This window comes from Marinomonas vaga (genome assembly GCF_055388305.1).
In genome coordinates, this window is the sequence record NZ_AP043903.1 from 3,114,246 (window position 1) to 3,137,453 (window position 23,208).

The following is a 23,208-nucleotide window of genomic DNA, read 5'->3' on the forward strand; positions in this document are numbered from 1 at the left end:
CTTAATATTCTGCGGAATCTTCACGAAACCGCAGTACAATGTCCACCAGTGAATTGAGGATGTGTTTTGTCGCTGCACCAGAGTCTGACCCCTTACCAATCAGGTCAGATCCAGAATTAGCCGATACGGCACCCACATTCGGGGTACACTCAAGGGCAGCCACATAGCCAGAGTAAAGCTGAGACAGCCATGACTGACGATTTTCTTGTAGCAGCTGTAGCTCTTGTAGAGCTGGCACGATAACACCTTTAGTCGCCGCAAGCTGGACCATGGCTGTCACAGACAACTCGCCCTTCAAGCTATACACAGATTGAATTTCCTGAAGTAAGCCATTCAGGGCACTGCGAAGCTGAAATAAGGCAGAGTTTTCAAAGCTAGAAGCAAGCCAACTGTCTTCCCCTTGCTGGCTTTGGCTCAATAGACGCCTCGCGGCATCAAGACGTTGATTCGTTGAACTTGCTAAGCTGGATCCACTCATTTTTTCTTCCCTGGTTGAACATCCCATTTACCATTGACATAGAAAGCTTTCCAGCCCGTAGGCTTGCCTTCTACTTCAGTCATAATGTACTGCTCTTTCGTTTTGCGACTGTAACGAATAACAGTAGGATTTCCCTCTTCATCCTGAAGGGGAGCTTTATCAAAGTAATGATACTTAGGATCAATCTGATCCATGTAAGGCTTAAGCTCTTTCACCAAAGGCGGACGAGTCTCACGCTTACGAGGGAACTGACTCGCAGCCAAGAACAGACCCGTTGCTCCGTCACGGAGCACATAGTGATCCTCAACCTTTTGACAAGGAAGATCCGGCATAGACACAGGGTCCATTTTTGGCGGTGCCACTTCGCCATTTTTAAGAAGCTTACGGGTATTTTTACAAGCCTCATTGGTACAGCCAAAGTATTTACCGAAACGCCCCGTTTTAAGCTGCATTTCAGAGCCACACTTATCACATTCAATAACCGGGCCATCGTAACCTTTAAGCTTAAACACCCCTTCCTCAACCTCGTAACCAGGGCAGGATGGGTTATTACCACATACGTGCAGCTTGCGGTGTTCATCCACTAAATAGCTATCCATGGCTGAACCACAAATAGAGCAACGACGCTTATTGATAAGAGCTTTAGATTCGCCTTCTTCGTCATCAACAGCAACGGCCTCATCACCACTCACCAAGTTTATGGTCGCTTTACAGCGCTCTTTTGGTGGCAATGCATAGCCAGAACAGGATAAAAACACCCCAGTACTTGCCGTTCGAATTTGCATCGGACGACCACAGGTCGGGCATTCGATATTCGTTGGTGTCGGCTCATTAGGAGCCATGCCACCCTCGTCAGCTTCTGCCTTATTTAATGTGTCGCTAAAGCTGCTGTAGAAGTCATTTAAGGTCTTAATCCAGTCCTTATCGCCTTCAGCAATGTCATCCAGCTGCTCTTCCATCTCAGCGGTAAAACTATAGTTCATTAAACTGCTGAAGCTTTGCACCAAGCGATCTGTGACAATGTCGCCCATCTTTTCCGCGTAAAAGCGACGATTCTCAACACGGACGTAACCACGGTCTTGGATCGTAGAAATGATCGAAGCATAAGTAGATGGACGGCCAATACCACGCTTTTCAAGTTCTTTAACCAGGCTAGCTTCACTGTATCGAGCAGGTGGCTTAGTAAAGTGCTGCTCCGGAAGAAGTTCGTTAAGAGTAAGCAGGTCACCGGTTTGTACATCAGGCAAAATAGTGTCTTCGGATTTTTTACCCAATGCACTCATCACGCGAGTGTAACCATCAAAACGCAAAATTCGGCCTTTGGCACGAAGTTCATAATCGCCCGCAGCCACAAACACTGTTGTTGAAGTGTATTCGGCTGGCGTCATTTGACAGGCCATGAATTGCGCGCGGATGAGGTCATAAAGACGATGGGCATCTTTGTCCATGCCCTGTAGTACATTTTGCGTAACTGTGACATCAGAGGGACGAATTGCTTCGTGGGCTTCCTGAGCGCCCTCTTTACTTGAATAACGTAACGGCTCCTTGGGTAGGTAGGCATCCCCAAAGTTGCTCTGAATGTACTCTCGAACAGACTCAACGGCTTCTTGGCTCAAGTTAGTAGAGTCGGTACGCATATAGGTAATGTAACCCGCCTCATATAAGCGCTGGGCAAGCATCATGGTCTTTTTCACACCGAAACCTAAACGAGTACTTGCGGCCTGTTGCAAAGTAGATGTAATAAAAGGTGCAGAAGGTTTAGAGCGAGTAGGCTTATCTTCTCGGTTTATTACCTTAAAGGGGTGTGACTCGATACGTTTAACATGCTCATCGGACTCTGCTTTAGAGGTCGGTCGGTACTCATTACCTTGGTACTTAACCGTAGCAAAGGTGATATTAGTCTTGTCCTGAGTCGCTAAATTGGCATCCAATTCCCAAAATTCGTCTGGGATAAAGGCACGAATTTCTTTTTCACGCTCAACAATAAGGCGAACCGCTACGGATTGAACTCGGCCTGCAGATAAGCCTCGAGCAACCTTTGCCCAAAGCAAAGGTGACACCATAAAGCCAACAACCCGATCCAAGAAACGACGTGCCTGCTGGGCATTGACCCGAGCCATGTCTAATTCTGAAGGCGTATCAAAGGCAGACTTGATGGCATTCTTGGTGATTTCATTAAACACCACGCGCTTATAGCGTGAGTCGTCCCCACCAATGGCTTCACGAAGATGCCAAGCGATGGCCTCTCCCTCTCTATCCAAATCGGTTGCGAGATAGATGGTGTCGGCATTCTTAGCAAGGCGCTTTAATTCATCTACCACCTTTTCTTTACCGGGCAAGATTTCGTAATGGGCGCTCCAATTATTTTCTGGATCCACGCCCATTCTATTAATAAGCTGCTTGCGGGACTTAGTACGCTTGTATTCAGCCTTCTCTTCTGGGCTCATCTTACGAGTTAAAGCCGCCTGCTGCGCACGTTCCTTTGGTGTCGTCGTCGATGTGGTGCCAGTCGGCAGATCTCGGATATGACCAACACTCGATTTTACGACATAGTCGTTACCGAGATATTTGTTAATAGTTTTCGCCTTGGCTGGCGATTCCACGATTACCAGAGATTTAGCCATTGAGTTGTTTGAGCCTTAATACTTAATTTTTGATGAGCTTGAGAATAAGAGTGTTGTATGGGGCGCAGATATTAAGCAAACCACATATATATGACAAGCTATCCCTAAGCAGATTCGCAACATTCCTATTGCCGAGCCATGTATTTGCCCTTTAACATACTGAAATCACATACAAAGGACAATCATGGCCACGTTACAGATACTAACTATAGTCATTCTTTTCATAATCGTACTGGCTTCAGTAGTGATCGGCTCACGCGCCCATCAAAAAGAACGTGAAATAAAAGAAAGACGTTTTAAATTCCTTCAGTTACAAAATCGTGCTGATCGAATGGAGCAACACATTATTGGCCTAAAAGACCTTCACACCGACACTATTGTTAGTGACGCATTTTACGATTTTTATTTAGAAAACCTACGAGAGCTATTGTCTTACACTGACGACCCTGAAAAAGTCGAAGCTCGAATTGCTAGAGCAGAGCAAGATCGAGAACAAGAGCCCGCTCCCTTAAATTTAGAACCAGGGGAAATGAGCTTTCCCGAAAAGACCAAATACAAGGAACGCCTAACCAAAGCGGCAAAAATGCTGCTCTACTTGCGTCGCAAAGGACGAATTAGCAACACCCATTACAAGCTTTGCTACACCTATTTACGCTGGCTAAACCTTTGGATTCAGCTAAATCGACAACTAGTGCAAGCCAACAAACACTTTCATAGTGGCCAAACACGTGTGGCATCCACTTTATTTGGTGTCATTAATTCGCACTTGAAATCCAACAACATCGACCGCCCTGAAAAAAAAGAGCTCGAAAAATACGTGGACATGCGCATCAAGGAAATCATTGCCCCTCAGATAGCGGCCATTCAGGAGTCTGAAAACCCTGAAGAAGCCCTTGCCGACCTGATGCTGGAGGCAAAGACCCCTGACGCTGTCGCTGCAGCCATTAGCGAAGAGCTAAAAGATCAGCCATGACCTCGCAAGCGTCATGAACGGCGCTTGCATCACCTTTTTCATTCCAAAATAAGCTAACACGATCTGAAGTTACCTCTAGGGCAACCCATACACCATGGTGTTTCTCCAGCTTTGCTTGTACTTCCCTACTTAGATCAATAGTTTTGCTACTAACCCAACCTTTACACAATTCTGGGTGTTTCCATACTTCGTAAGGGTATATGTTAATTTCAGTGAACTCTTTAAGGGGTTTTTCGCGGTACAGATGGTACGCACAGACTTTTTTGGGCTCTGTTACCTTGTCCCATTTATCGGGCAAATTAACAGAGGTTAACTTAACAGTGATCCCCAATTTTCGAGCCAGCATGCGAAGCTCCATTTTCTCCCGTTCACGCTTTGATGGCATGACCCACAAGGCCGATCCCATCAAGGAAACCACAATAAAAACTACAATTAGCGCTGTCATTGTTTTACTCTTGGTGTATTAATATAAATAAATGGAACCCTGAAGTGGAGGTATCCCATGTCATACCAACATATTGTTTTAGCTGTTGATTTAACTGATTACAGCATCTTGGTAGCCAATAAAGCTGCAGCAATTTGCAAAGCCTTTGGTGGCAACCTAACTATTGTCCATGTCATAGAATCCCTTAACTACGCCTACGGTGGCGATGTGCCCATCGATGTTAGCGATATTCAAGAACAGCTAGAAACCACAGCGAAAGAACGCATGTCTGTTTTAGCTGACCAATTAGACATTCCTGTACAAGAAACCATCATCACCCAAGGCGGAATCGAAAGCGAAATCCATCGCATTGCCGAAGAAAACAACTCAGACCTGATTGTCGTAGGTAGTCATGGTCGCCATGGGTTAGCCCTATTACTTGGCTCAACAGCAAATGGCGTTCTTCATGGAGCTCCATGTGACGTTTTGGCCGTTCGCGTACACAAGTCTGATAAACCGGAATAAGAAACGCTCACTAAAAAGGGAGGCCAAGCCTCCCTTTTTTATTGGACCTTAGGGATTAACCACGGGTCCAAGTTGTGCCTTCACGACTGTCCAGCAAAGTAATCCCTTGCTCATCCAGCAAATTACGAATTTCGTCACTGCGAGCAAAGTTCTTATCTTTTCGTGCCTGAGCGCGCTCAGCTATATAAGCCTCAATGTCCTCAGCCGACAAACCATCACTTAGAGTACTGTTTTGTAGAAAGTACTCAGGATCTTGAGACAGTAGGCCCACCAAGTCTGCTAGCGCTTTCAGCTCTGCCGCTAATGAGGCAGCGTTGTCAGCACCCTCAGCTCGGGCTTTATTCAATTCGCGAACCAGCTCAAACAACACAGACAGAGCAACCGGCGTATTGAAGTCATCATGCATAGCTTCTTCAAATCGCGCTGTGTAGTCAGTTGCTTGGTAGCTGTCCGCAACCTCTTGACCTCGCAAAGCGGTATATAGACGCTCTAGAGCGGTCTTAGCTTCCTTCAGGCTAGCATCAGAGTAATCAATGCTGCTGCGGTACTGACTTGAAACCATCAAGTAACGGACTACTTCAGGATTGAATTTTTCCAATACTTCACGAATAGTAAAGAAGTTGCCTAAGGACTTAGACATCTTCTCGTTATTCACGCGAACGGCGCCACAGTGCATCCAGTAATTAACGTACTGTTCACCTGTTGCTGCTTCAGACTGAGCAATTTCATTCTCATGGTGAGGAAACTTAAGATCAGGACCGCCACCATGAATGTCAAAATGATTACCTAGGCAGTGTGTTGACATGGCAGAACATTCAATGTGCCAACCTGGACGACCATTCCCCCAAGGGGACTCCCAAGAAACCTCACCGGCTTTTGCTGGTTTCCATAACACAAAGTCTGCTGGATGCTCTTTAGCGGCTTCTACTTCAATACGAGCACCAGCAAGCATTTCTTCTAACTTACGGTTATTCAACTTACCATAGTCTTCAAATTTGCTGGCGCGGTAATAAACATCACCACTTTCGCCTTGATAAGCAAAACCTTTGTCCACCAACACTTGAATCATATCAATGATCTGTTGCATGAACTCAGTCGCTTTAGGCTCCTGATCAGGTAGCTTATTACCCAGGGCAAGCTCGTCTTCATGCATGGCTGCGATCATACGCTCAGTCAATGCTGAGGGAGCTTCACCGTTTTCTTCTGCACGCTTGATAATCTTATCGTCTACATCTGTGATGTTACGCACAAATGTCAGATCGTATCCAATGTGACGCAGGAAGCGCGTAATCACATCAAATGAAATCATCGCACGGGCGTGACCTATGTGGCAGTAGTCATAGACTGTAATGCCACATACATACATTTTTACTTTCCCTTCCTCGATAGGTTTAAAGACTTCTTTTTTACCTGTCAGAGTATTAAACAGTTTTAACATGCTATGCCTTTAGCTTTTCGCTTCAATTTTCGCCCAAGAATCACGTAGTGTTACGGTACGGTTAAATACCATGCCGTCTTCTTTTAGGTCGCGACAGAAGTAGCCTTCTCGCTCAAACTGATAACCCACTCCGGGTTCAGCTTGGGCGAGGGAAGGCTCAACCTTAGCGTTAGACGCCACTGTCATAGACTCTGGGTTAATGAAATCAAGGAAGGTTTTGTCCTCGTGTTTGGCATCAGGCGCTTCGTGACTGAACAAACGATCGTACAAACGTACATTTGCATCCACTGCATGCTTAGCACTTACCCAATGGATCACGCCTTTAGGCTTATAACCCTCTGGGTTAACACCCAAGGTGTTTTCATCGTAGGAACACAATAGTTCAACAACGTTACCATCTGCGTCTTTGATGGCTTCATCACAGGTAATAACATAGCCACCGCGAAGGCGAACAGCAGTACCTAAACTCAAACGCTTCCACTTGCGAGGTGGCACTTCTTCGAAGTCCGCCGCATCAATGTAAAGGTATTTACTGAAAGGCACCTCACGGGTACCCGCTTCTTCATTTTTAGGGTGATTACCCAACGTGAAGATTTCTTCTTTATCCTCTGGGTAATTGGTCAATGTCACCTTAATGGGATTTAGCACTGCCATAGCACGGTTAGCTTTAGCATCCAAATCTTCACGGATGGCGTGTTCCAGCATACCAAAGTCAACAATACTGTCAGACTTGGTCACACCAATACGCTCACAGAAATTACGAATAGCCGCTGGAGTAAAGCCTCGACGACGCATACCCGAAATAGTTGGCATACGTGGATCATCCCACGCCTCAACATGGCCTTCATCAACAAGTTGCTTAAGCTTACGTTTGCTGGTTACTGTGTAATTCAGATTTAAACGCGCAAATTCAATCTGCTGTGGGTGGAATGTGCCCAAGGTATCCAAAGTCCAGTCATATAAAGGACGGTGATCTTGGAACTCAAGAGTACAAATCGAGTGTGTTACCCCTTCAATGGCATCGGACAATGAATGGGTGAAGTCATACATAGGGTATACACACCACTTATCACCTGTTTGATGATGGTGTACATGGCGAATACGGTAGATGATAGGGTCGCGCAGGTTGATGTTAGGGCTCGCCATATCAATCTTGGCGCGCAGTACTTTTTCTCCATCCGCGTACTTGCCATCGCGCATGTCTAAAAACAACGCCATGTTTTCTTCTGGTGTACGGTCACGGTAAGGGCTGTTTTTACCTGGCTCTTTAAGTGTGCCACGGTACTCACGCATTTGTTCTGCATTTAGCTCACAAACGTAAGCCGTGCCCTCTTCAATCATTTTGCAAGCGTAGGCAAACAATTGATCGAAGTAATCGGAAGCATACTTAGGCTGGTCCGCCCACTCAAAACCAAGCCATTCGACATCTTTTTTAATCGAGTCGATGAACTCAACGTTTTCCTTTTCAGGGTTCGTATCATCAAAGCGCAGGTTACATTGCCCTTGGTAACGCTCTGCAATGCCAAAATTTAAGCAAATAGATTTGGCGTGACCGATGTGAAGATAACCATTTGGCTCAGGTGGAAAGCGCGTCAGCACCTTGCCGCCGTGCTTGCCAGTTTCGTTATCTTTATCAATGATTTGGGTAATGAAGTTCCCAGTTTTTGACGCTTCTGACATGTTATATGTGAATCCCGATTGGTGTTCGTGTAACGGTTAGAAAAATTAACGATCAAGTATATCTGATTTTCAGAAGTGATTGGTACGCCCTTAGAAGATTTCTATGGACTTACCAGTAATTTCGCCAGAAAAAATGCAGCAACACCAATACTGATAGTCAGTAACTGACGTTTCAATAACACACCCACCACTAAGGAGACCAAGGCGCCGACAAACCAAGGATTTGTGAGGGAAATATTGAGTCCTACATTATCCGTTAATGACATAGGCGCAATGATCCCTGTCAGTACAGATACGGGCACATATTTGAGACCACTTTCCAACCATAAGGGCATAGCCGCCTTTTGTGCGGATGCAAACAGCACAAACCGAATGGAAAAGGTCACCACAAACATTCCCAATACAATTAATACCAAACTAAGATTGGACATGCTGTACCTCCCGCAATTTCGCCCTCTCTAATAACATTCCAGTCAAAACCGCACAGAGCGTCGCAACCATTAAACCTAGGTTATTAGGCAAATCTCTGAATGCCACAGAAGCAACAATCGCCACAATGAATGCTCCCCAATATGGAACAGACGTTAAGTAAGGAGTCACGATACCTATAAAAGTGGCCACCATCGCAAACTCCAATCCCCATTCACTGATACCCGGGATATATTCCCCAGCTAGAACACCAATGATGGTGCTGGCGTTCCACATTAAATAAAAGCTCACGAACGAACCAATGTAGACCTGATGACCTGTTTCTCTGGTGGCCGAGCCATGATCATACATAGGACGAACTGCTGCATAGGTCTCATCGATCAAGCCAAACGCCATCAGAGCCCGAAGCTTAAGGGGCAAATGCTTAATAAATCTCACCATATCTGCGGCATATAGAATATGACGAAGATTCACCACAAAGGTCGTAACAACTATGATCCAAATGGGGGCACCTGCCGCGATCAGGCCAATCGCAACAAACTGGGCAGACCCAGCGAAAACAATGCTGGACATGGCAATAGCAAACCAAATACTCAGATCATTTGCCGATGCAAGAGAGCCAAACAACAAACCAAATGGCAGCCCACCGACAATCATCGGAATGGAGGCCACGGCGCCTCGTTTCGCATTATTCAATGCTTCTCTCATGAATCAGCCTCCAACGTTTTCACCAAACGAATGTTGGCACGTGGCACTGAATAAGGCTTATCTTGCTTACATACACTGAATCCCAGCTTTCGATATAAACCTAAGGCAGGAGTTAAGCATGTGTGAGACTCCAGCATTACCTGCTGAACCCCCTGCTTTTCTGCGTAATCTAACCCATGAGCCATCAATCGCTCGCCAATACCTAACCCAGTGTAAGCGGGATCAACACACAGCTTACTCAACTCCAATTCCCCCACGTCAGACGGCGTCATAATGTAGGTACCAAGCACTTTGTCCTTATACAAAGCGCAGATGGCTTGGCCTCCGTACTGTTGTATTTTGCCAATTGGATCATTAAGGGTTGTCATGTCCTGGGGGTAAATATCGTCAGGAAAGAACTTTGTGAGCCAAGCAAGGTTAAGAGCCTTAAAACTTGGCGCGGTCGCCTCTGAAACAGGTTCAAACCTAAGTCTTTCTGGGTGTAGCCTTAGCACAACGCGATCAGAATAAGGAGCGTTTAATAATGATTTCTCTAACTGTCCTAGCTGCTCTAAAAAACTTCCCTCAACTTGATTTAGGTAGTTTTCTAACTCATCACCGATAACTTCCAAAACAGGCTCAACCAAAGCCATTTGCTGAGCACACAGCTCAGATAAAGCCAGCACAGAACGACGCTGATCATGTGGATCACTGCGTTTGATCAGTAATGTCTCTTTAATCATCTTAGAAACTTGCTTACTTACGGCGGGATGAGATAAACCAAGGCGCTCAGCCATCTCCACTACCGACAATTCACCACACTGCTGTAAAAGTCGAAGAATGGGAAAATAAGTAGAGGAGATGACCAAGGACTCAGACAAATAAACACTTTGCACTTCGTTATATAAATGATCACTTAGGCGCTTCAATCGGCTGCCCAAAGACAGCACACCAAACTGTTCCATAGGGATGATTCCAACATAAAATAGAATATGCGTAACTGGTTACGGATATTAATTCATTCTCAAATAAAAACAATCCCCCTCTAAACAAATCACGCACAATCCCATCGATTTGCTATACTCCGCCACCGCAAATCTGAGGAGAACTTATGTCTAACAAAATTAAAGCCGTCGTGGTCTATTCAGGCGGCATGGATTCTTACACGGTACTGCACCGTGCCATTGCAGAAGGTCGAGAGGTTTATGCTCTGTCGTTTAACTACGGTCAGCGTCATAGCAAAGAGCTTTTGGTCGCAGCAGAAGTGTGTAAATCTCTAAATGTGCCACACAAGATCGTCGACATCTCTGCCATCAACCAGCTTATGGCGGGGTCTTCCCTCACCAGTGACGTGGACATTCCTGAGGGCCATTACGCAGAAGAAAGCATGAAGAATACCGTGGTGCCTAATCGCAATATGGTCCTGCTCTCTATGGCCATTGCCTACGCTGTTTCCTTAGAAGCTCCTGAGGTGCATTACGGCGCACACGCTGGTGATCATCATATTTACCCAGATTGCCGTCCTGAGTTCGTACACGCTATGAACGCAGTCTCGCAAATAGCTAATTATCAAGCGGTCGAGATCGTTACGCCGTTTTTAAACAGCAGCAAAGGGGAGATTCTAGCAGCGGGTCTAGGGATGAACTTAGACTACAATCAAACTTGGACTTGTTATAACGGTCGAGAGAAAGCCTGCGGTAAATGCGGAGCCTGTAATGAGCGCCTTGAAGCCTTTGCAGAACAAAACACCCAAGACCCACTGGCTTACGAAGTCTAATTAAAAACCTATTTCGTCGGCTTTTGCCAAGCAATCTGCGGACGACTGATGCAACATTCACTGTTATCTCCGACTGTATTCGGATGATTGTAGGAATAGATATGTACAATATTAAAGAAGCGTTTTATTCCCTCCAGGGAGAAGGCGCGCACGCTGGCCGCCCTGCCTTATTTTGCCGCTTTACTGGCTGCAACTTATGGAGCGGCAAAGAACAGCATCGCAGCACTGCAGAATGCACCTTTTGTGACACAGATTTTGTGGGTACCGATGGCCAGAATGGTGGGCGTTTTAAAACCGCCTCAGACTTGCTAAAACACCTTGATACCCTATGGCCAACCAACAAATCTCACAAATACATCGTTTTCACAGGGGGCGAACCTGCATTACAGCTGGATGAGGCTTTGATACTGGAAGCCAAAAAAAGGGGATACACCCTAGCCATAGAAACCAATGGGACTCTGCCCTTACCTAAAGGCATCGATTGGATCTGTGTCAGCCCTAAAACCAGCAAACCTTTGGTGGTTAACCAAGGAAATGAATTAAAGCTGGTATTCCCACAATCCCATTTACCACCATCGGATTTTGAGCATCTAGCGTTTGATCACTTTTACTTACAAGCTATGGATCAAGCCGCTTTACCGAATGATCAGCAACGTGTGGATTCTCCCCAAGCGCAGACACTTCGATACTGTTTGCAGAATCCGCAGTGGCGTCTAAGTTTACAAACACATAAAATGCTCGGTATCGATTAGAATCGAGCTAAACCAAACCATTTTAAAGGAAAGTTACATGATCGTTTTTCACACAAACTTCGGTGATATCACAATCGAACTAGATTACGAAAAAGCCCCTAAATCCGCTAAAAACTTCGAAGAATATGTAACTTCTGGTCACTACGACGGCGTTATCTTCCACCGTGTTATCAATGGTTTCATGGTACAAGGCGGTGGCTTTGAGCCAGGCATGAAGCAAAAAGAAACTCGTGCTCCAATTGAAAACGAAGCGGACAACGGCCTAGAAAACAAAGTAGGCACTTTGGCTATGGCTCGTACTATGGACCCACACTCTGCTTCAGCACAGTTCTTCATCAACGTTGCTGACAACAGCTTCTTGAACCACCGTAGCAAAACGCCAGACGGCTGGGGCTACGCTGTATTCGGTAAAGTAACCGCTGGTATGGACGTTGTGAACAAGATGAAAGAAGCGCCAACAACGATCAAAGCAGGTCACCAAGACGTACCTGTAGAAGACATCGTTATCGAATCTGCTGAGCTAGTTAAAGAATAAGGCATGCAGCAATTCTTCATCTCAGATCTACATTTGAGTGACAAACGCCCGGATCTTATCCGGGCGTTTGTGTGTTTAACAGATGAGATCTTAGCCAAGAATACGCCCTGTGAACTCTATATTTTAGGTGATTTCTTTGAAGCCTATATCGGTGATGATTATCAACCTGAATGGATTCTCACCCTAGATAATCAGTTAAAGCAACTCACTGAAGCAGGCATTACCACCTACTTTATTGCTGGTAACAGAGACTTTTTGGTTGGCCAAGAATGGTTTGATCGTACCGGCATTATTGAGTTAAACGAGCAACATCTATTAGCTCATAATGAATCCCAACTGGTCTTAACCCATGGGGATGAATTCTGTGTGGATGACAAAGCGTACCAAGAGTTTCGAGCTATGGTTCGCCAGCCCGCTTGGCAACAACAAGTATTGGGCATGCCCTTAGAGCAAAGGGTGGCGTTAGCACAGAAGCTTAGAGACGACTCTAAAACCATGTCCGCGGATAAATCCCAAGACATTATGGATGTCAATCAACAGGCCATCGTACAGACCGTCTCTAAGGGCACTCACTTACTGATCCATGGGCACACCCATCGTCCCGCATTGCACGAGGATGAAGCCGTGCCAAGATTGGTACTTGGGGATTGGGACAAAAAGATCTGGCTAGCCCAGTTAAGCAATGGGCGATTGATTCAATCTTGCATAGAAACAACAGAGTATTTGGCTGAGCAAACACCCTATTCTCAGTGGTTAACTGAGCACACATTTGCTTTTAACTAATAGCAAATTTGAGACAAAAAAAGAGCAGCTAAAGCTGCTCTTTTTCATTATAAATGCAGAAGTTCTCGCACCCAATCCGTCTCCGTACGAACTCTTGATCGCTTGTATTCGAGATTGCGATCGTGCAGTACGGCGATAGCTCGGAAGAAGGCGTTATTGATGGTCACAGGACTTAGTTCAACGCCGTAACGGGTCCACCAATGTTGTTGAGCCTTGCTGGTCAATACCTGATAAAGATAATCCAGTTCAACCGTTCCTTGGTACACTTGTTCAAGATCAATACCTGGATCGCTTTTCGCAATCTGCAATGTTAGCCAATAGGTAACATCAGGCAGCAAATCATTCATTTGAGTGCTCATCTTCACGCCCTCCTCTTGTTAGAGCAGTTCTTTCGAGTGTAGCACCGTAAATGGGTTTGTGAAGAAGAAATCACACAAATGTTTGTTTTAAAAGGTAAACAAATGTACCAGTAGGCTACTAGGCCGCTTGTGGTGGTCCGCTGTGTACTCGGAACTCAACATCTGGCTCAGTGATCAGTTTATGTTCCAGCTCACGGAAAAACTGAATACGGTCATCAATGGGGTGGCCAGCGTACTCTTCCGCTAAGGTTAGGTAATCTTTAAAATGCCGAGCTTCAGATTTCAACAATGAATGGTAAAACTTGGCCAATTCCTCATCTAAGTGAGGAATGAGTACGGCAAAACGCTCACAAGAACGAGCCTCTACAAAAGCACCAATAATCAATGTATCCACCAAGCGTGCAGGCTCATGGGTACGGATGTGCTTACGCATACCATCCGCATATCGAGCGGCAGTCATATGCTCATATTGAATGCCACGATTGCGCATAATTTTTAAGACTTGTTCAAAATGCAGCAGCTCTTCTCGGGCGAGACGCGACATCTTATGAAGCAGATTTTCCCTATCCACATAACGATACATAAGACTCATGGCTGTGGAAGCAGCCTTTTTTTCGCAATGAGCATGATCAGTTAATAGTATGGTTTCGTTCTCTAATGCCCAGTTTACCCACTCTTTTGGGGACTCACAGGGTAAAAACTCTACCAATTCAGGGTAATCAGTTAACATCAAGTCTACCTTTTTTATCGCAAAAATCGGATTATACTCTGGATAAGATACATAATCAGCATAAGCAACGCATTGATTTGGATGCCAATTAACCGATGAATCAGTATTACGACGTTACCAAACTTGCTATTGGACAGCATGTCGGAGTGGAAGTTGATCCCTACGTTCTTAACTATCCCCTTAGCCAAGATAAAAGTGTCTGGGTGGCTGACCAAGGAGGCCGGTCTTTTGTGCTGCGCTTTTATCAGCCAGAAAGAGGCGATGTTAATGAATTTTTGAGCTTAGCTCGCAAATACGCCAAGATTAAGCATTCAGCAATCACGCCTAATTACCCTCCTTTTTATTCTGATTTATGGGTTTTCTCTAGTTCTGCACTCTGTGGTGGTGAACGGCTGTACAGTTATTTAGGCAAATATCCTGAAGGCGCCCCTTTGAAAACCGTGCTGAGTATTTTTGATCCGATTGCTAAAGCCTTGGATCAAGTGCATGAACGGGGTTTCGTTCATGGGCATATGGACCTTAACGGTGTTCATATTGTAAATGGTGCTGGCGTGTTGACGGGGTTTGGATCACACCATTGGTTGGAAAAAATCACTGCCACAGACATGGATGAAAGGTTTATTCCTCCAGAGTACAAAAAGCGCCGTTCAAGCAGTACACCTCTATCTGACAACTATATGTTTATGCGCTTGCTAGTAGCGACCTTAATTGGAGAATCCTGGCTCGATTCCAGTAACATGGCAAAACTTCCTACCAGCATTGAATCCCTAAGCGATGCCACCTGGAGCAAAATTAAACAATGGCTTAAACCCGCCGAGCGCCACCGTCCTAAATCTTTAGTGGAGGTGATGCGCCTGCTGCGTGCTGATCTATTTGTGGCAAGTGCTTCTCCTAATGTGGAACGTAAAGCGAGAATTCCTGCCCCTATCCCGCATCGGACTTTTGGCTTACCGACAAAGATACTGGCCTCTAGCGTTGGTTCGGCGATAGCGGTCGTCGCACTTGGTTCTTATATGTTTTGGCCAACACCGGAGGCAAGTGTCGCAGAAGCCCCTAATACCACACCTTCGACTACTCGATCTTTTGATGCGCTCCCCCAAATACTGGAAGAGCCTTTAAAAGATGGCGGCACCGCACCTAAGGTAGAAAAACTCGAACCTGCTAAATTTCAAATGGGGGATATTAATGGTGTTGGTGATGACAACGAATCCCCTGTGCGAGAAGTGGACATTCCGACGGGATTCTATTTCAGTAAATTTGAAGTCACCTTTGCTCAGTATGACCGTTTTGCCAAAGCCACAGGAAGAGTTTTACCTCCTGACAATGGCTGGGGGCGAGGCAACCGCCCTGTCATAAATGTCAGCTGGTACGATGCAAAAGCCTATACCGCATGGCTATCCGATCAAACAGGCAGTGAATACCGATTACCTACAGAGATAGAGTGGGAATACTCCGCTAGAGCGAACTCAGATACTGCCTTCTGGTATGGCAACGAAGTACGCCCAGGTTACAGCGTATGTGAAAGCTGTGGAAGCCAATGGGACGGTGTCTCCACTGGCCCAGTTGGCTCTCAAGCCAGCAACCCACTCGGTTTGTTTGATATGCATGGTAATGTGGCCGAATGGGTCGAGGATTGCTATCACCCTAACTACGAAGGTGCCCCCACCACAAACCAAGTCTGGCTCTCAGACCAATGCACCGGACGCGTACTGCGAGGAGGTTCTTGGTTCGACATTCCTGCGGTGGGGCGTAGCGCTACTCGCTATCGTGCAGAGCCCACACTTCGTGCAAGTAATTGGGGTTTTCGCGTTGTTCGCTTGATAAATGGATGAGTTCCCCTTACCTAATTACCATGTAATAAGTAAGGTAAATATCACTCATTCTAAATTTGTATGGCAGGTCAAACCCTGCGCTATAAATTTTTATATAGAATGTAACTACGAATATTTCTGCCAGTGCTAGGCTCAACTTACTCACTTTTATCCGAGTCAGTAAGGTTGTTGAGCTAACGCTTAAACAACATCGGTTAAATAGACTGATGTCAAAATAAGGGGATCTATTGTGTTAGAAGCATATCGTAAACATGTCGAAGAACGCGCCTTGGAAGGAATACCCGCGACACCTCTAGACGCAGAACAAACCGCAGCCCTCGTTGAACTTCTTAAGAACCCACCCGCAGGTGAAGAGGAATTTATTCTTGATCTGCTTAAAAATCGTATTCCAGCGGGTGTTGATGAAGCCGCTTATGTCAAAGCCGGTTTCCTTGCGGCCATCACCAAAGGTGACGCTTCTTCTCCACTCATTGATAAACAACAAGCCACTGAAATCCTAGGAACCATGCTAGGGGGTTATAACATTCAACCACTTATCGAATGTTTAGATGATGAAGAGATCGCCCCCATTGCTGCAAGCGCCCTCTCCCACACCCTTCTTATCTTTGATGCTTTTCATGATGTAGAAGAAAAAGCAAATGCTGGTAATGGCTTTGCCAAACAGATTATTCAGTCTTGGGCGGATGGCGAATGGTTCACCAAAAAGCCGAAACTTGAAGAAAAGATCACGGTTACGGTATTTAAAGTACCAGGTGAGACCAACACTGATGACCTATCACCCGCACCGGATGCATGGTCTCGCCCAGACATTCCGCTCCATGCTAACGCCATGCTCAAAATGTCACGTGATGGCATAGTGCCAGACAAAGATGGTGAAATCGGCCCAATTACAGAGATCAAAAAATTAAAAGAAAAAGGCTTCCCACTTGCGTATGTGGGTGACGTTGTGGGCACAGGCTCTAGCCGTAAATCTGCCACCAACTCTGTGTTATGGCATATGGGTGAAGACATTCCGTTTATTCCAAACAAACGTTCTGGTGGTATTTGTATCGGTGGCAAAATAGCTCCCATCTTCTTTAACACCATGGAAGATGCTGGTGCACTCCCCATCGAAATGGACGTAGATAACATGGAAATGGGTGATGTGATTGATATTTACCCATATGAAGGGGTTGTTAAGAAGCATGACACAGACGAAGTGATCGCTAAATTTTCATTAAAAACCCAAGTGCTTCTTGATGAAGTGCGTGCAGGCGGTCGGATTCCGTTAATAGTGGGTCGCGGTCTTACAACCAAAGCTCGCGAGTCACTAGGATTAGGAGCCTCTGATCTATTCTTGAAACCAGGTGACATTGAAGATTCCGGTAAAGGGTTCACCCTTGCTCAGAAAATGGTAGGTAAAGCCTGTGGTTTACCGGGCGTTCGCCCAAACACTTACTGTGAACCGAAAATGACCACAGTAGGCTCCCAAGATACTACCGGCCCAATGACCCGTGACGAGTTAAAAGACTTGGCCTGCCTTGGCTTCACCTCAGATCTTGTGATGCAGTCCTTCTGTCATACTGCAGCCTATCCAAAACCTGTGGATGTGAACACCCATCACACATTGCCTGACTTTATTATGAACCGTGGCGGTGTGTCTTTACGCCCCGGTGATGGCATTATCCATTCTTGGCTAAATCGGATGCTCCTGCCTGACACGGTCGGCACGGGTGGCGATTCTCATACCCGTTTCCCTTTAGGCATATCATTTCCAGCGGGGTCAGGTTTGGTGGCCTTTGCTGCTGCCACAGGTGTGATGCCATTAGACATGCCTGAGTCTGTCTTAGTGCGCTTCAAAGGCACCATGCAGCCCGGAATCACCCTACGTGATTTGGTTCATGCCATCCCCCTTCAAGCCATCAAAGAAGGTCATCTTACTGTTGAAAAGAAAGGTAAGAAAAACGTCTTCTCTGGTCGTATTCTAGAAATTGAAGGCCTAGAACACCTTACTGCTGAACAGGCCTTTGAGCTTTCCGACGCTTCTGCTGAGCGTTCTGCGGCAGGTTGTACCATTAACCTATCGGAAGAATCCGTAGCAGAATACCTAAGATCCAACATCGTCATGTTGCGCTGGATGATTTCTGAAGGTTATGGGGACCCTCGTACCTTAGAACGTCGAGCAAAAGCCATGGAGGAATGGCTAGCCAACCCAAGCTTGATGCGCGCTGATGCGGATGCAGAATACGCTGCCGTTATCGAGATTGATTTGGATACCATTAAGGAACCTGTCTTGTGTGCGCCAAATGATCCAGACGATGCTCGCCTACTGTCAGAAGTACAAGGGGCAAGTATTGATGAGGTATTTATTGGCTCCTGTATGACCAACATCGGACATTTCCGTGCAGCGGGCAAACTGTTAGATGCGGCTGGGCAAACTGTACCAACCCGTCTATGGGTAGTACCACCAACCAAGATGGACCAACAACAACTCACGGCTGAAGGCTATTACAGTATCTTTGGTAAAGCCGGTGCACGGGTGGAAATGCCGGGCTGTTCATTATGTATGGGTAACCAAGCCCGCGTAGCGGACAAAGCCACTGTGGTGTCCACTTCTACCCGTAACTTCCCAAACCGTTTGGGTAATGGTGCTGACGTATATCTTGCTTCTGCGGAATTAGCAGCGGTGTCCTCTTTATTAGGTAAGCTCCCTACCCCTGAAGAGTACCTAGAATACGCAAGTAAGATTAACAGCATGTCTGCAGAGATTTATGATTACTTGAACTTCGACCAAATGGGCGACTATGTCAAAAAGGCTTCATCTGTTATTGCAACAGATGCCACAGCCTAACAGGTGCCCAATACACAAAAAGCCCACCTAGAAGACTAGGTGGGCTTTTTTATAGATAACTCCCGCAGATCACAATTTATCTAGCTGTCGGCTACGCCAAATTTGGTCTGCAAGATCTAAGCATTCTTGATGATCTGTTCGGTGATGTATTAACCCCACTACCGAAGCCAAAGTCTGACGAACAGCCTGTTCGCCAAAGGGGTCAATTGCGTCCCCTCGCCAGTGGCTAATCAGGCGACCTAAATCTAGGTTACCTTTCATGCGTTTGTGTTGCTGTTCTGCTTTTTCCCAAGTGGACCATGAAGTTTCCCCACTTTGGCGCTTACCTAATACCACGTCACGCTCAGGATTGACTTCCACTTCACCATTACCGCCACGGAATACCAATACAGACGGATCACCTAGCTTTTCGCAGGCTTCGATATGCAATTCGTCATAGCCTTTATGAAATACCCCATGAACACTGTGGGGGGCTTGGAACGGATTCATCATTCGTACCACTGTATTGACCGGGGAACGCAGTCCTAGAATGTATTTAAGATCCATCATCTGCGCCAATTTTTGACTAATACTGGCTAATGGCATGTAGGCAAACTGACGTTCTTGTAATGCCCTAGAGGCGGAACTTTTGGTTAAACAAACTGGCAGACCAAGGGATGAAATCACTTCATCAACGTAGAGCCGGTCTTCCCCTTCAAAAGAGTGTCCATGCATCAAAACGCGAATCCCAGAATCAGCCAAAGCCAATGCAGCTAACAGAAACCAAGGCAACTCATTACGTTTACCCGCATAGGCTGGCCAATCTAGATCCACACAATCTGCCCCAGAAGTTGCCCCTAAGTATTCACGTACCGCTTTGGTAAATCCAACGGTTTCGTCAGCGGTTTCTTCACGAATACGGATGAGCATCCAAAACGCTCCTTCTTGCTCTGGCGCCACATCCCCATTAAGCATCATGGTCATGGCGGTATATGCTTCATCAGTGGTTAAAGGACGGGCCCCTTTTTTACCGCGACCAAGGGTTTGAATGTAGGGGGTGAATCCTCTACTCATACTGCCGTCTCCTTATTACTAGCAATCAGTGTTTTAAGCTCTGGAATACAGGAACCACAATTCGTGCCACATTTAAGGGTTTTACCTAAAGCTTCAGGGGAACGAGCACCGCCCTCTACGGCTTGATTTATTTGCTTAGTCCCCACTTGGAAGCAAGCACATACGATTTCGCCTTTATCCTCTACATTAGCTGGCGTGCCCACTAACAGCGCCATGCGATCCATCTCAGTTAAGGTTTGCTTTGGTGCCAACATAGACGTTAGCCAATCTGTCGTCGCCACCATGGGATTATCACTAATGTAAACCACCAGTTTTAAGCGGTCTTTTGTGACGCCAGCCAAACGAATTTGCTGATTGTGGGGATTAGTGTATTCCACCCATTGTGCTGTTTTAGGCAATAATCGAGCGAATCGATCTTTGAATGCTTTTATGGGCATTTCAGTGGGCCATACCACTTCATAGCGATATCCATGGTCGCTGGTCACAGCACACCAGTACAGACAGTCAGACAAATCTAATGGCACCTCTGAGACAATTGATCCGTACTTCACCTGTTTAAATGGCTCTAACGTGACTCTTGCGTGCTTTGATTCAGGTTGACCAGACAAAGGATCCACTTCACTTGGAATCAAAGCAGAGACAATGGATGCATTAGAAAACTGCTGAGTCCAATGAATAGGAACGAATACGGAGCCTTTTGCAACAGCATCCGTCACTTTAGCCTTCAGCAAAGCTCGGCCATAAGGTGAAAACACTTTAACCAGGGTTTTGTCTTTTATTCCTTGAGATTGCGCATCCTCTGGATGTATCTCGATAAAGGGTTGAGCCAGATGACGACTTAATGAGGCCGCATCTCCCGTACGTGTCATGGTGTGCCATTGGTCACGTACTCGCCCGGTATTCAGGGTAAATGGGTATTCATCATTTGGAAGCTGTTTAGGCAGCGCAGGGGTAATCGGCACGAATCGAGCTTTGCCAGAGGGCGTAAAGAAACGCTTGTCGGTAAACATGCGCGCTGTTCCCTGAGGGTTAGCCTTGTTTACTGGCCACTGTACGGGTACTAACGCATCGTATTCTTGCTTAGTAATGGATTCAAAAGCACTGATATCAAAGTCACGCTTTCCGTCATTCTCAAACCCAGACAAGGCCGCATGTTCTGCAAAAATCTCGTGGGGGCCTTTGAAGTTAAACGCCTCCCCAAAACCTAACTTAGTCGCGACGTCACAAATGGCCTGCCAGTCATGCTTAGCTTCACCCGCAGGCGGAAGTAAGCCCCGTTGACGTGACAGTCGGCGTTCCGAGTTTGTCACCGTGCCGTCTTTCTCACTCCATCCCGTTGCTGGCAGTAAAATATCCGCAAACGCCGAAGTGTCTGTCCCCATTTTGTAATCACTAACGATTACGAGCTCACACTTTTCCAGCGCTCGCTTAACTTGTGCTGTATTCGGCAAACTGACCATGGGATTAGTGGCCATAATCCAGAGGACTTTTATATCCCCAGCTTCTATGGCATTGAACATATCAACGGCCTTCAAACCGTTTTCCGTTGCCATATTAGGCGCTTGCCAAAATCGTTGCACTAAATCAATTGCACCAGGCGTCGCAAAATCCATGTGGGCAGCCAATTGATTTGCTAACCCACCCACCTCGCGGCCCCCCATAGCGTTAGGTTGACCAGTAATGGAAAATGGTCCTGCTCCGACTTTACCAAGGCGCCCAGTGGCCAGATGACAGTTAATAATGGCATTACACTTATCTACTCCTGAAGAAGATTGATTAACGCCTTGGGAGTAGAAAGTGACTGTTTTAGGGGTGCTACGCCACCAGTCACGTAACTGAAGAAGTGAATCCGCTGCTAAACCACAGAAATCAGCGGTTGCCTCCAGTGTTGGTGTTGACTGTTCTGCTTGGGCTAAGGCCTGATCAAAGCCTTCGGTATGGGTGCAAACAAACTCAGCATCTAACAGGTGCTCATGGGCACTGTCTTGCAGTAAATAAGAGAATATTGCGGCATCGGTACCGGGTTTTAATGACAAATGAAGATCCGCAATGTCGCAAGTGGCCGTCCTTCTTGGATCAATCACCACGATTTTCATATCTGGGCGTTTCGCCTTAGCAGCACTAATACGTTGGAACAACACCGGATGTGTCCAAGCAGCATTAGAGCCAACCATGATCAATAGATCACAAAGCTCTAGATCTTCGTAAGAACATGGCACCGTATCAGAGCCAAAGGCTCGTTTATAACCGACAACGGCTGAAGCCATGCATAAACGAGAGTTTGTATCGACATTTGCCGTGCCGATGAATCCTTTCGCCAGCTTATTCGCCACATAGTAATCTTCTGTCAGGATTTGACCGGATAGATAAAACGCAAAAGCATCGGGACCAAACTCTTCAGTAACCTGTTTAATCTTTGCACTGATTGCATCCGTAGCAGCCTCCCAAGTGACCGTTTTGTTGTTGATCATAGGCTGTAACAAACGACCTTTTGGCGTGATGGTTTCCGCCAAGCTACTGCCCTTCACACACAAGCGACCAAAATTAGCTGGATGAGATTTATCACCAGAGACAGGAGGGACAACTCTATTTGATGCTCGGCTCGATAAGTTGACTCCACAACCTACACCGCAATAGGGACAGGTGGTCTTGACGGCAGAAGCAGACATAGGCTTTCTCCTCACACTCACGATTAAAAACTAAAACGTTAGGCATAAAAAAGCCCGACACCTTCTAGGAAGATATCGGGCTCCGTTGCCTTTTGTAGTATCTGTATGCTTTATGTGTAAACCTTCATCGGCCTACGGTGCGACAGTTATTTTTATTAATGCAATCCGCAGGCCAACTTTGAAATCTTCTTTGAAACACCCTATTTCTTGAGATTTCGGGTAACACTTAATGAGATTAACGTGGAGCGCCCCTCCTATTTGCACCAATTTGCACAGGTTTATGGCACCTCGCACCACTTTAATTCATCACACCAACATAGATGCCATCGTCCTCTACCTTTGTCTGCCAAGTCGAAACATTCAGAGACTCTTCCATACAAAGGCCTGTTTCTAACGCAAAATGTTGCTTATAAAGCGGGCTCGCTACCACCCATTGGCCACCCAAATGACCAACGATGCCACGAGACAACACATTAGCCTTACCCGCTGGATCCCAGTTAGATAACGCAAAGACTTGCTGCTCACTTTGTGGCACGTAAAACAACGCTAATTGATTACCTTGAACCAGTGCCGCAACGCCTGCACCCGCAATAAGGTCACTTTTTTCACAGACTTTAGTCCACTGCATAA

Annotated in this window: 21 protein-coding genes; 8 read left to right on the forward strand and 13 right to left on the reverse strand. The window is 46.2% G+C overall.

Annotation, left to right across the window (positions count from 1 at the left end; all coding sequences use genetic code 11):
• Position 1: 1 nt before the first annotated feature.
• Together ACZ5DR_RS14560 and topA are read right to left on the reverse strand one after the other, a co-directional pair.
• Positions 2 to 478 (reverse strand): DUF6586 family protein, encoded by a 477-nt coding sequence (locus ACZ5DR_RS14560; protein ID WP_377367470.1) that lies wholly within the window; start codon positions 476 to 478, stop codon positions 2 to 4.
• Positions 475 to 3,102: a type I DNA topoisomerase gene (gene topA, locus ACZ5DR_RS14565; protein ID WP_377367472.1), complete on the reverse strand. Its 2,628-nt coding sequence runs from the start codon at positions 3,100 to 3,102 to the stop codon at positions 475 to 477. The genes ACZ5DR_RS14560 and topA overlap by 4 nt, the downstream gene beginning before the upstream one ends.
• Before the next feature lie 184 nt (positions 3,103 to 3,286).
• On the opposite strand from topA, the gene ACZ5DR_RS14570 reads away from it, so the two are divergent.
• Positions 3,287 to 4,075 (forward strand): hypothetical protein, encoded by a 789-nt coding sequence (locus ACZ5DR_RS14570; protein ID WP_377367474.1) that lies wholly within the window; start codon positions 3,287 to 3,289, stop codon positions 4,073 to 4,075.
• On the opposite strand, the gene ACZ5DR_RS14575 is transcribed toward ACZ5DR_RS14570, so the two are convergent.
• Positions 4,047 to 4,520: a hypothetical protein gene (locus ACZ5DR_RS14575; protein ID WP_377367476.1), complete on the reverse strand. Its 474-nt coding sequence runs from the start codon at positions 4,518 to 4,520 to the stop codon at positions 4,047 to 4,049. The two genes, ACZ5DR_RS14570 and ACZ5DR_RS14575, sit on opposite strands and share 29 nt — an antisense overlap.
• A gap of 57 nt (positions 4,521 to 4,577) precedes the next feature.
• Here ACZ5DR_RS14575 and ACZ5DR_RS14580 point away from each other — a divergent pair, with 57 nt between their 5' ends.
• Entirely contained in the window at positions 4,578 to 5,024 is a 447-nt protein-coding gene (locus ACZ5DR_RS14580) for a universal stress protein (protein ID WP_377367478.1), read from the forward strand.
• 55 nt (positions 5,025 to 5,079) lie between these two features.
• Here the strand turns inward: ACZ5DR_RS14580 and cysS are convergent, their stop codons facing one another.
• The 5 genes from cysS to ACZ5DR_RS14605 form a co-directional block, all read right to left on the reverse strand.
• Positions 5,080 to 6,462 (reverse strand): cysteine--tRNA ligase, encoded by a 1,383-nt coding sequence (cysS, locus tag ACZ5DR_RS14585; protein WP_377367480.1) that lies wholly within the window; start codon positions 6,460 to 6,462, stop codon positions 5,080 to 5,082.
• A gap of 9 nt (positions 6,463 to 6,471) precedes the next feature.
• Positions 6,472 to 8,142 carry a glutamine--tRNA ligase/YqeY domain fusion protein gene (locus tag ACZ5DR_RS14590; RefSeq protein ID WP_377367482.1) on the reverse strand — a complete coding sequence of 557 codons (1,671 nt, stop codon included), beginning with the start codon at positions 8,140 to 8,142 and terminating at the stop codon, positions 6,472 to 6,474.
• A 101-nt stretch (positions 8,143 to 8,243) separates the two neighbouring features.
• The gene (locus ACZ5DR_RS14595; protein WP_377367484.1) at positions 8,244 to 8,573 is read right to left on the reverse strand and encodes an AzlD domain-containing protein; all 330 of its coding nucleotides are present in this window, start codon (positions 8,571 to 8,573) and stop codon (positions 8,244 to 8,246) included.
• On the reverse strand, positions 8,560 to 9,279 hold the full coding sequence (locus ACZ5DR_RS14600) for an AzlC family ABC transporter permease (protein ID WP_377367485.1): 720 nt from the start codon (positions 9,277 to 9,279) through the stop codon (positions 8,560 to 8,562). Before ACZ5DR_RS14600 ends, ACZ5DR_RS14595 begins: the two co-directional genes overlap by 14 nt.
• On the reverse strand, positions 9,276 to 10,223 hold the full coding sequence (locus ACZ5DR_RS14605; protein WP_377367487.1) for a GNAT family N-acetyltransferase: 948 nt from the start codon (positions 10,221 to 10,223) through the stop codon (positions 9,276 to 9,278). Before ACZ5DR_RS14605 ends, ACZ5DR_RS14600 begins: the two co-directional genes overlap by 4 nt.
• 146 nt (positions 10,224 to 10,369) lie before the next feature.
• Here ACZ5DR_RS14605 and queC point away from each other — a divergent pair, with 146 nt between their 5' ends.
• The 4 genes from queC to ACZ5DR_RS14625 all read left to right on the forward strand — a co-directional run bounded on the left by queC (position 10,370) and on the right by ACZ5DR_RS14625 (position 13,105).
• The gene (gene queC / locus ACZ5DR_RS14610; RefSeq protein ID WP_377367489.1) at positions 10,370 to 11,035 is read left to right on the forward strand and encodes a 7-cyano-7-deazaguanine synthase QueC; all 666 of its coding nucleotides are present in this window, start codon (positions 10,370 to 10,372) and stop codon (positions 11,033 to 11,035) included.
• Positions 11,036 to 11,136: 101 nt separating this feature from the next.
• Positions 11,137 to 11,787 carry a 7-carboxy-7-deazaguanine synthase gene (gene queE / locus ACZ5DR_RS14615; protein WP_377367491.1) on the forward strand — a complete coding sequence of 217 codons (651 nt, stop codon included), beginning with the start codon at positions 11,137 to 11,139 and terminating at the stop codon, positions 11,785 to 11,787.
• A 37-nt stretch (positions 11,788 to 11,824) separates the two neighbouring features.
• Entirely contained in the window at positions 11,825 to 12,322 is a 498-nt protein-coding gene (locus tag ACZ5DR_RS14620) for a peptidylprolyl isomerase (protein WP_377367493.1), read from the forward strand.
• Between the two features lie 3 nt (positions 12,323 to 12,325).
• Positions 12,326 to 13,105 carry a UDP-2,3-diacylglucosamine diphosphatase gene (locus ACZ5DR_RS14625; protein WP_377367495.1) on the forward strand — a complete coding sequence of 260 codons (780 nt, stop codon included), beginning with the start codon at positions 12,326 to 12,328 and terminating at the stop codon, positions 13,103 to 13,105.
• A 47-nt stretch (positions 13,106 to 13,152) separates the two neighbouring features.
• Here ACZ5DR_RS14625 and ACZ5DR_RS14630 read toward each other — a convergent pair whose 3' ends face one another.
• Both ACZ5DR_RS14630 and ACZ5DR_RS14635 read right to left on the reverse strand, forming a co-directional pair.
• Positions 13,153 to 13,464 carry a hypothetical protein gene (locus ACZ5DR_RS14630; protein WP_377367497.1) on the reverse strand — a complete coding sequence of 104 codons (312 nt, stop codon included), beginning with the start codon at positions 13,462 to 13,464 and terminating at the stop codon, positions 13,153 to 13,155.
• A gap of 118 nt (positions 13,465 to 13,582) precedes the next feature.
• A complete protein-coding gene (locus tag ACZ5DR_RS14635; protein ID WP_377367498.1) occupies positions 13,583 to 14,194 on the reverse strand; it encodes a MiaE family protein in 612 nt (203 codons plus the stop codon).
• 95 nt (positions 14,195 to 14,289) lie between these two features.
• Between ACZ5DR_RS14635 and ACZ5DR_RS14640 the strand changes: the two genes are divergently transcribed.
• Complete coding sequence (locus ACZ5DR_RS14640) at positions 14,290 to 16,026, forward strand: SUMF1/EgtB/PvdO family nonheme iron enzyme (RefSeq protein ID WP_377367500.1); 1,737 nt, start codon at positions 14,290 to 14,292, stop codon at positions 16,024 to 16,026.
• Positions 16,027 to 16,255: 229 nt separating this feature from the next.
• Positions 16,256 to 18,856: a bifunctional aconitate hydratase 2/2-methylisocitrate dehydratase gene (acnB, locus tag ACZ5DR_RS14645; RefSeq protein ID WP_377367503.1), complete on the forward strand. Its 2,601-nt coding sequence runs from the start codon at positions 16,256 to 16,258 to the stop codon at positions 18,854 to 18,856.
• A gap of 69 nt (positions 18,857 to 18,925) precedes the next feature.
• On the opposite strand, the gene ACZ5DR_RS14650 is transcribed toward acnB, so the two are convergent.
• The 3 genes from ACZ5DR_RS14650 to nirD all read right to left on the reverse strand — a co-directional run bounded on the left by ACZ5DR_RS14650 (position 18,926) and on the right by nirD (position 23,206).
• Positions 18,926 to 19,909, reverse strand: coding sequence for a glycosyl transferase family protein (locus ACZ5DR_RS14650; RefSeq protein ID WP_377367505.1), 984 nt, complete (start codon positions 19,907 to 19,909; stop codon positions 18,926 to 18,928).
• The gene (locus ACZ5DR_RS14655; protein ID WP_377367507.1) at positions 19,906 to 22,578 is read right to left on the reverse strand and encodes a nitrate reductase; all 2,673 of its coding nucleotides are present in this window, start codon (positions 22,576 to 22,578) and stop codon (positions 19,906 to 19,908) included. Before ACZ5DR_RS14655 ends, ACZ5DR_RS14650 begins: the two co-directional genes overlap by 4 nt.
• Positions 22,579 to 22,876: 298 nt before the next feature.
• Complete coding sequence (nirD, locus tag ACZ5DR_RS14660) at positions 22,877 to 23,206, reverse strand: nitrite reductase small subunit NirD (protein WP_377367509.1); 330 nt, start codon at positions 23,204 to 23,206, stop codon at positions 22,877 to 22,879.
• Positions 23,207 to 23,208: the final 2 nt, after the last annotated feature.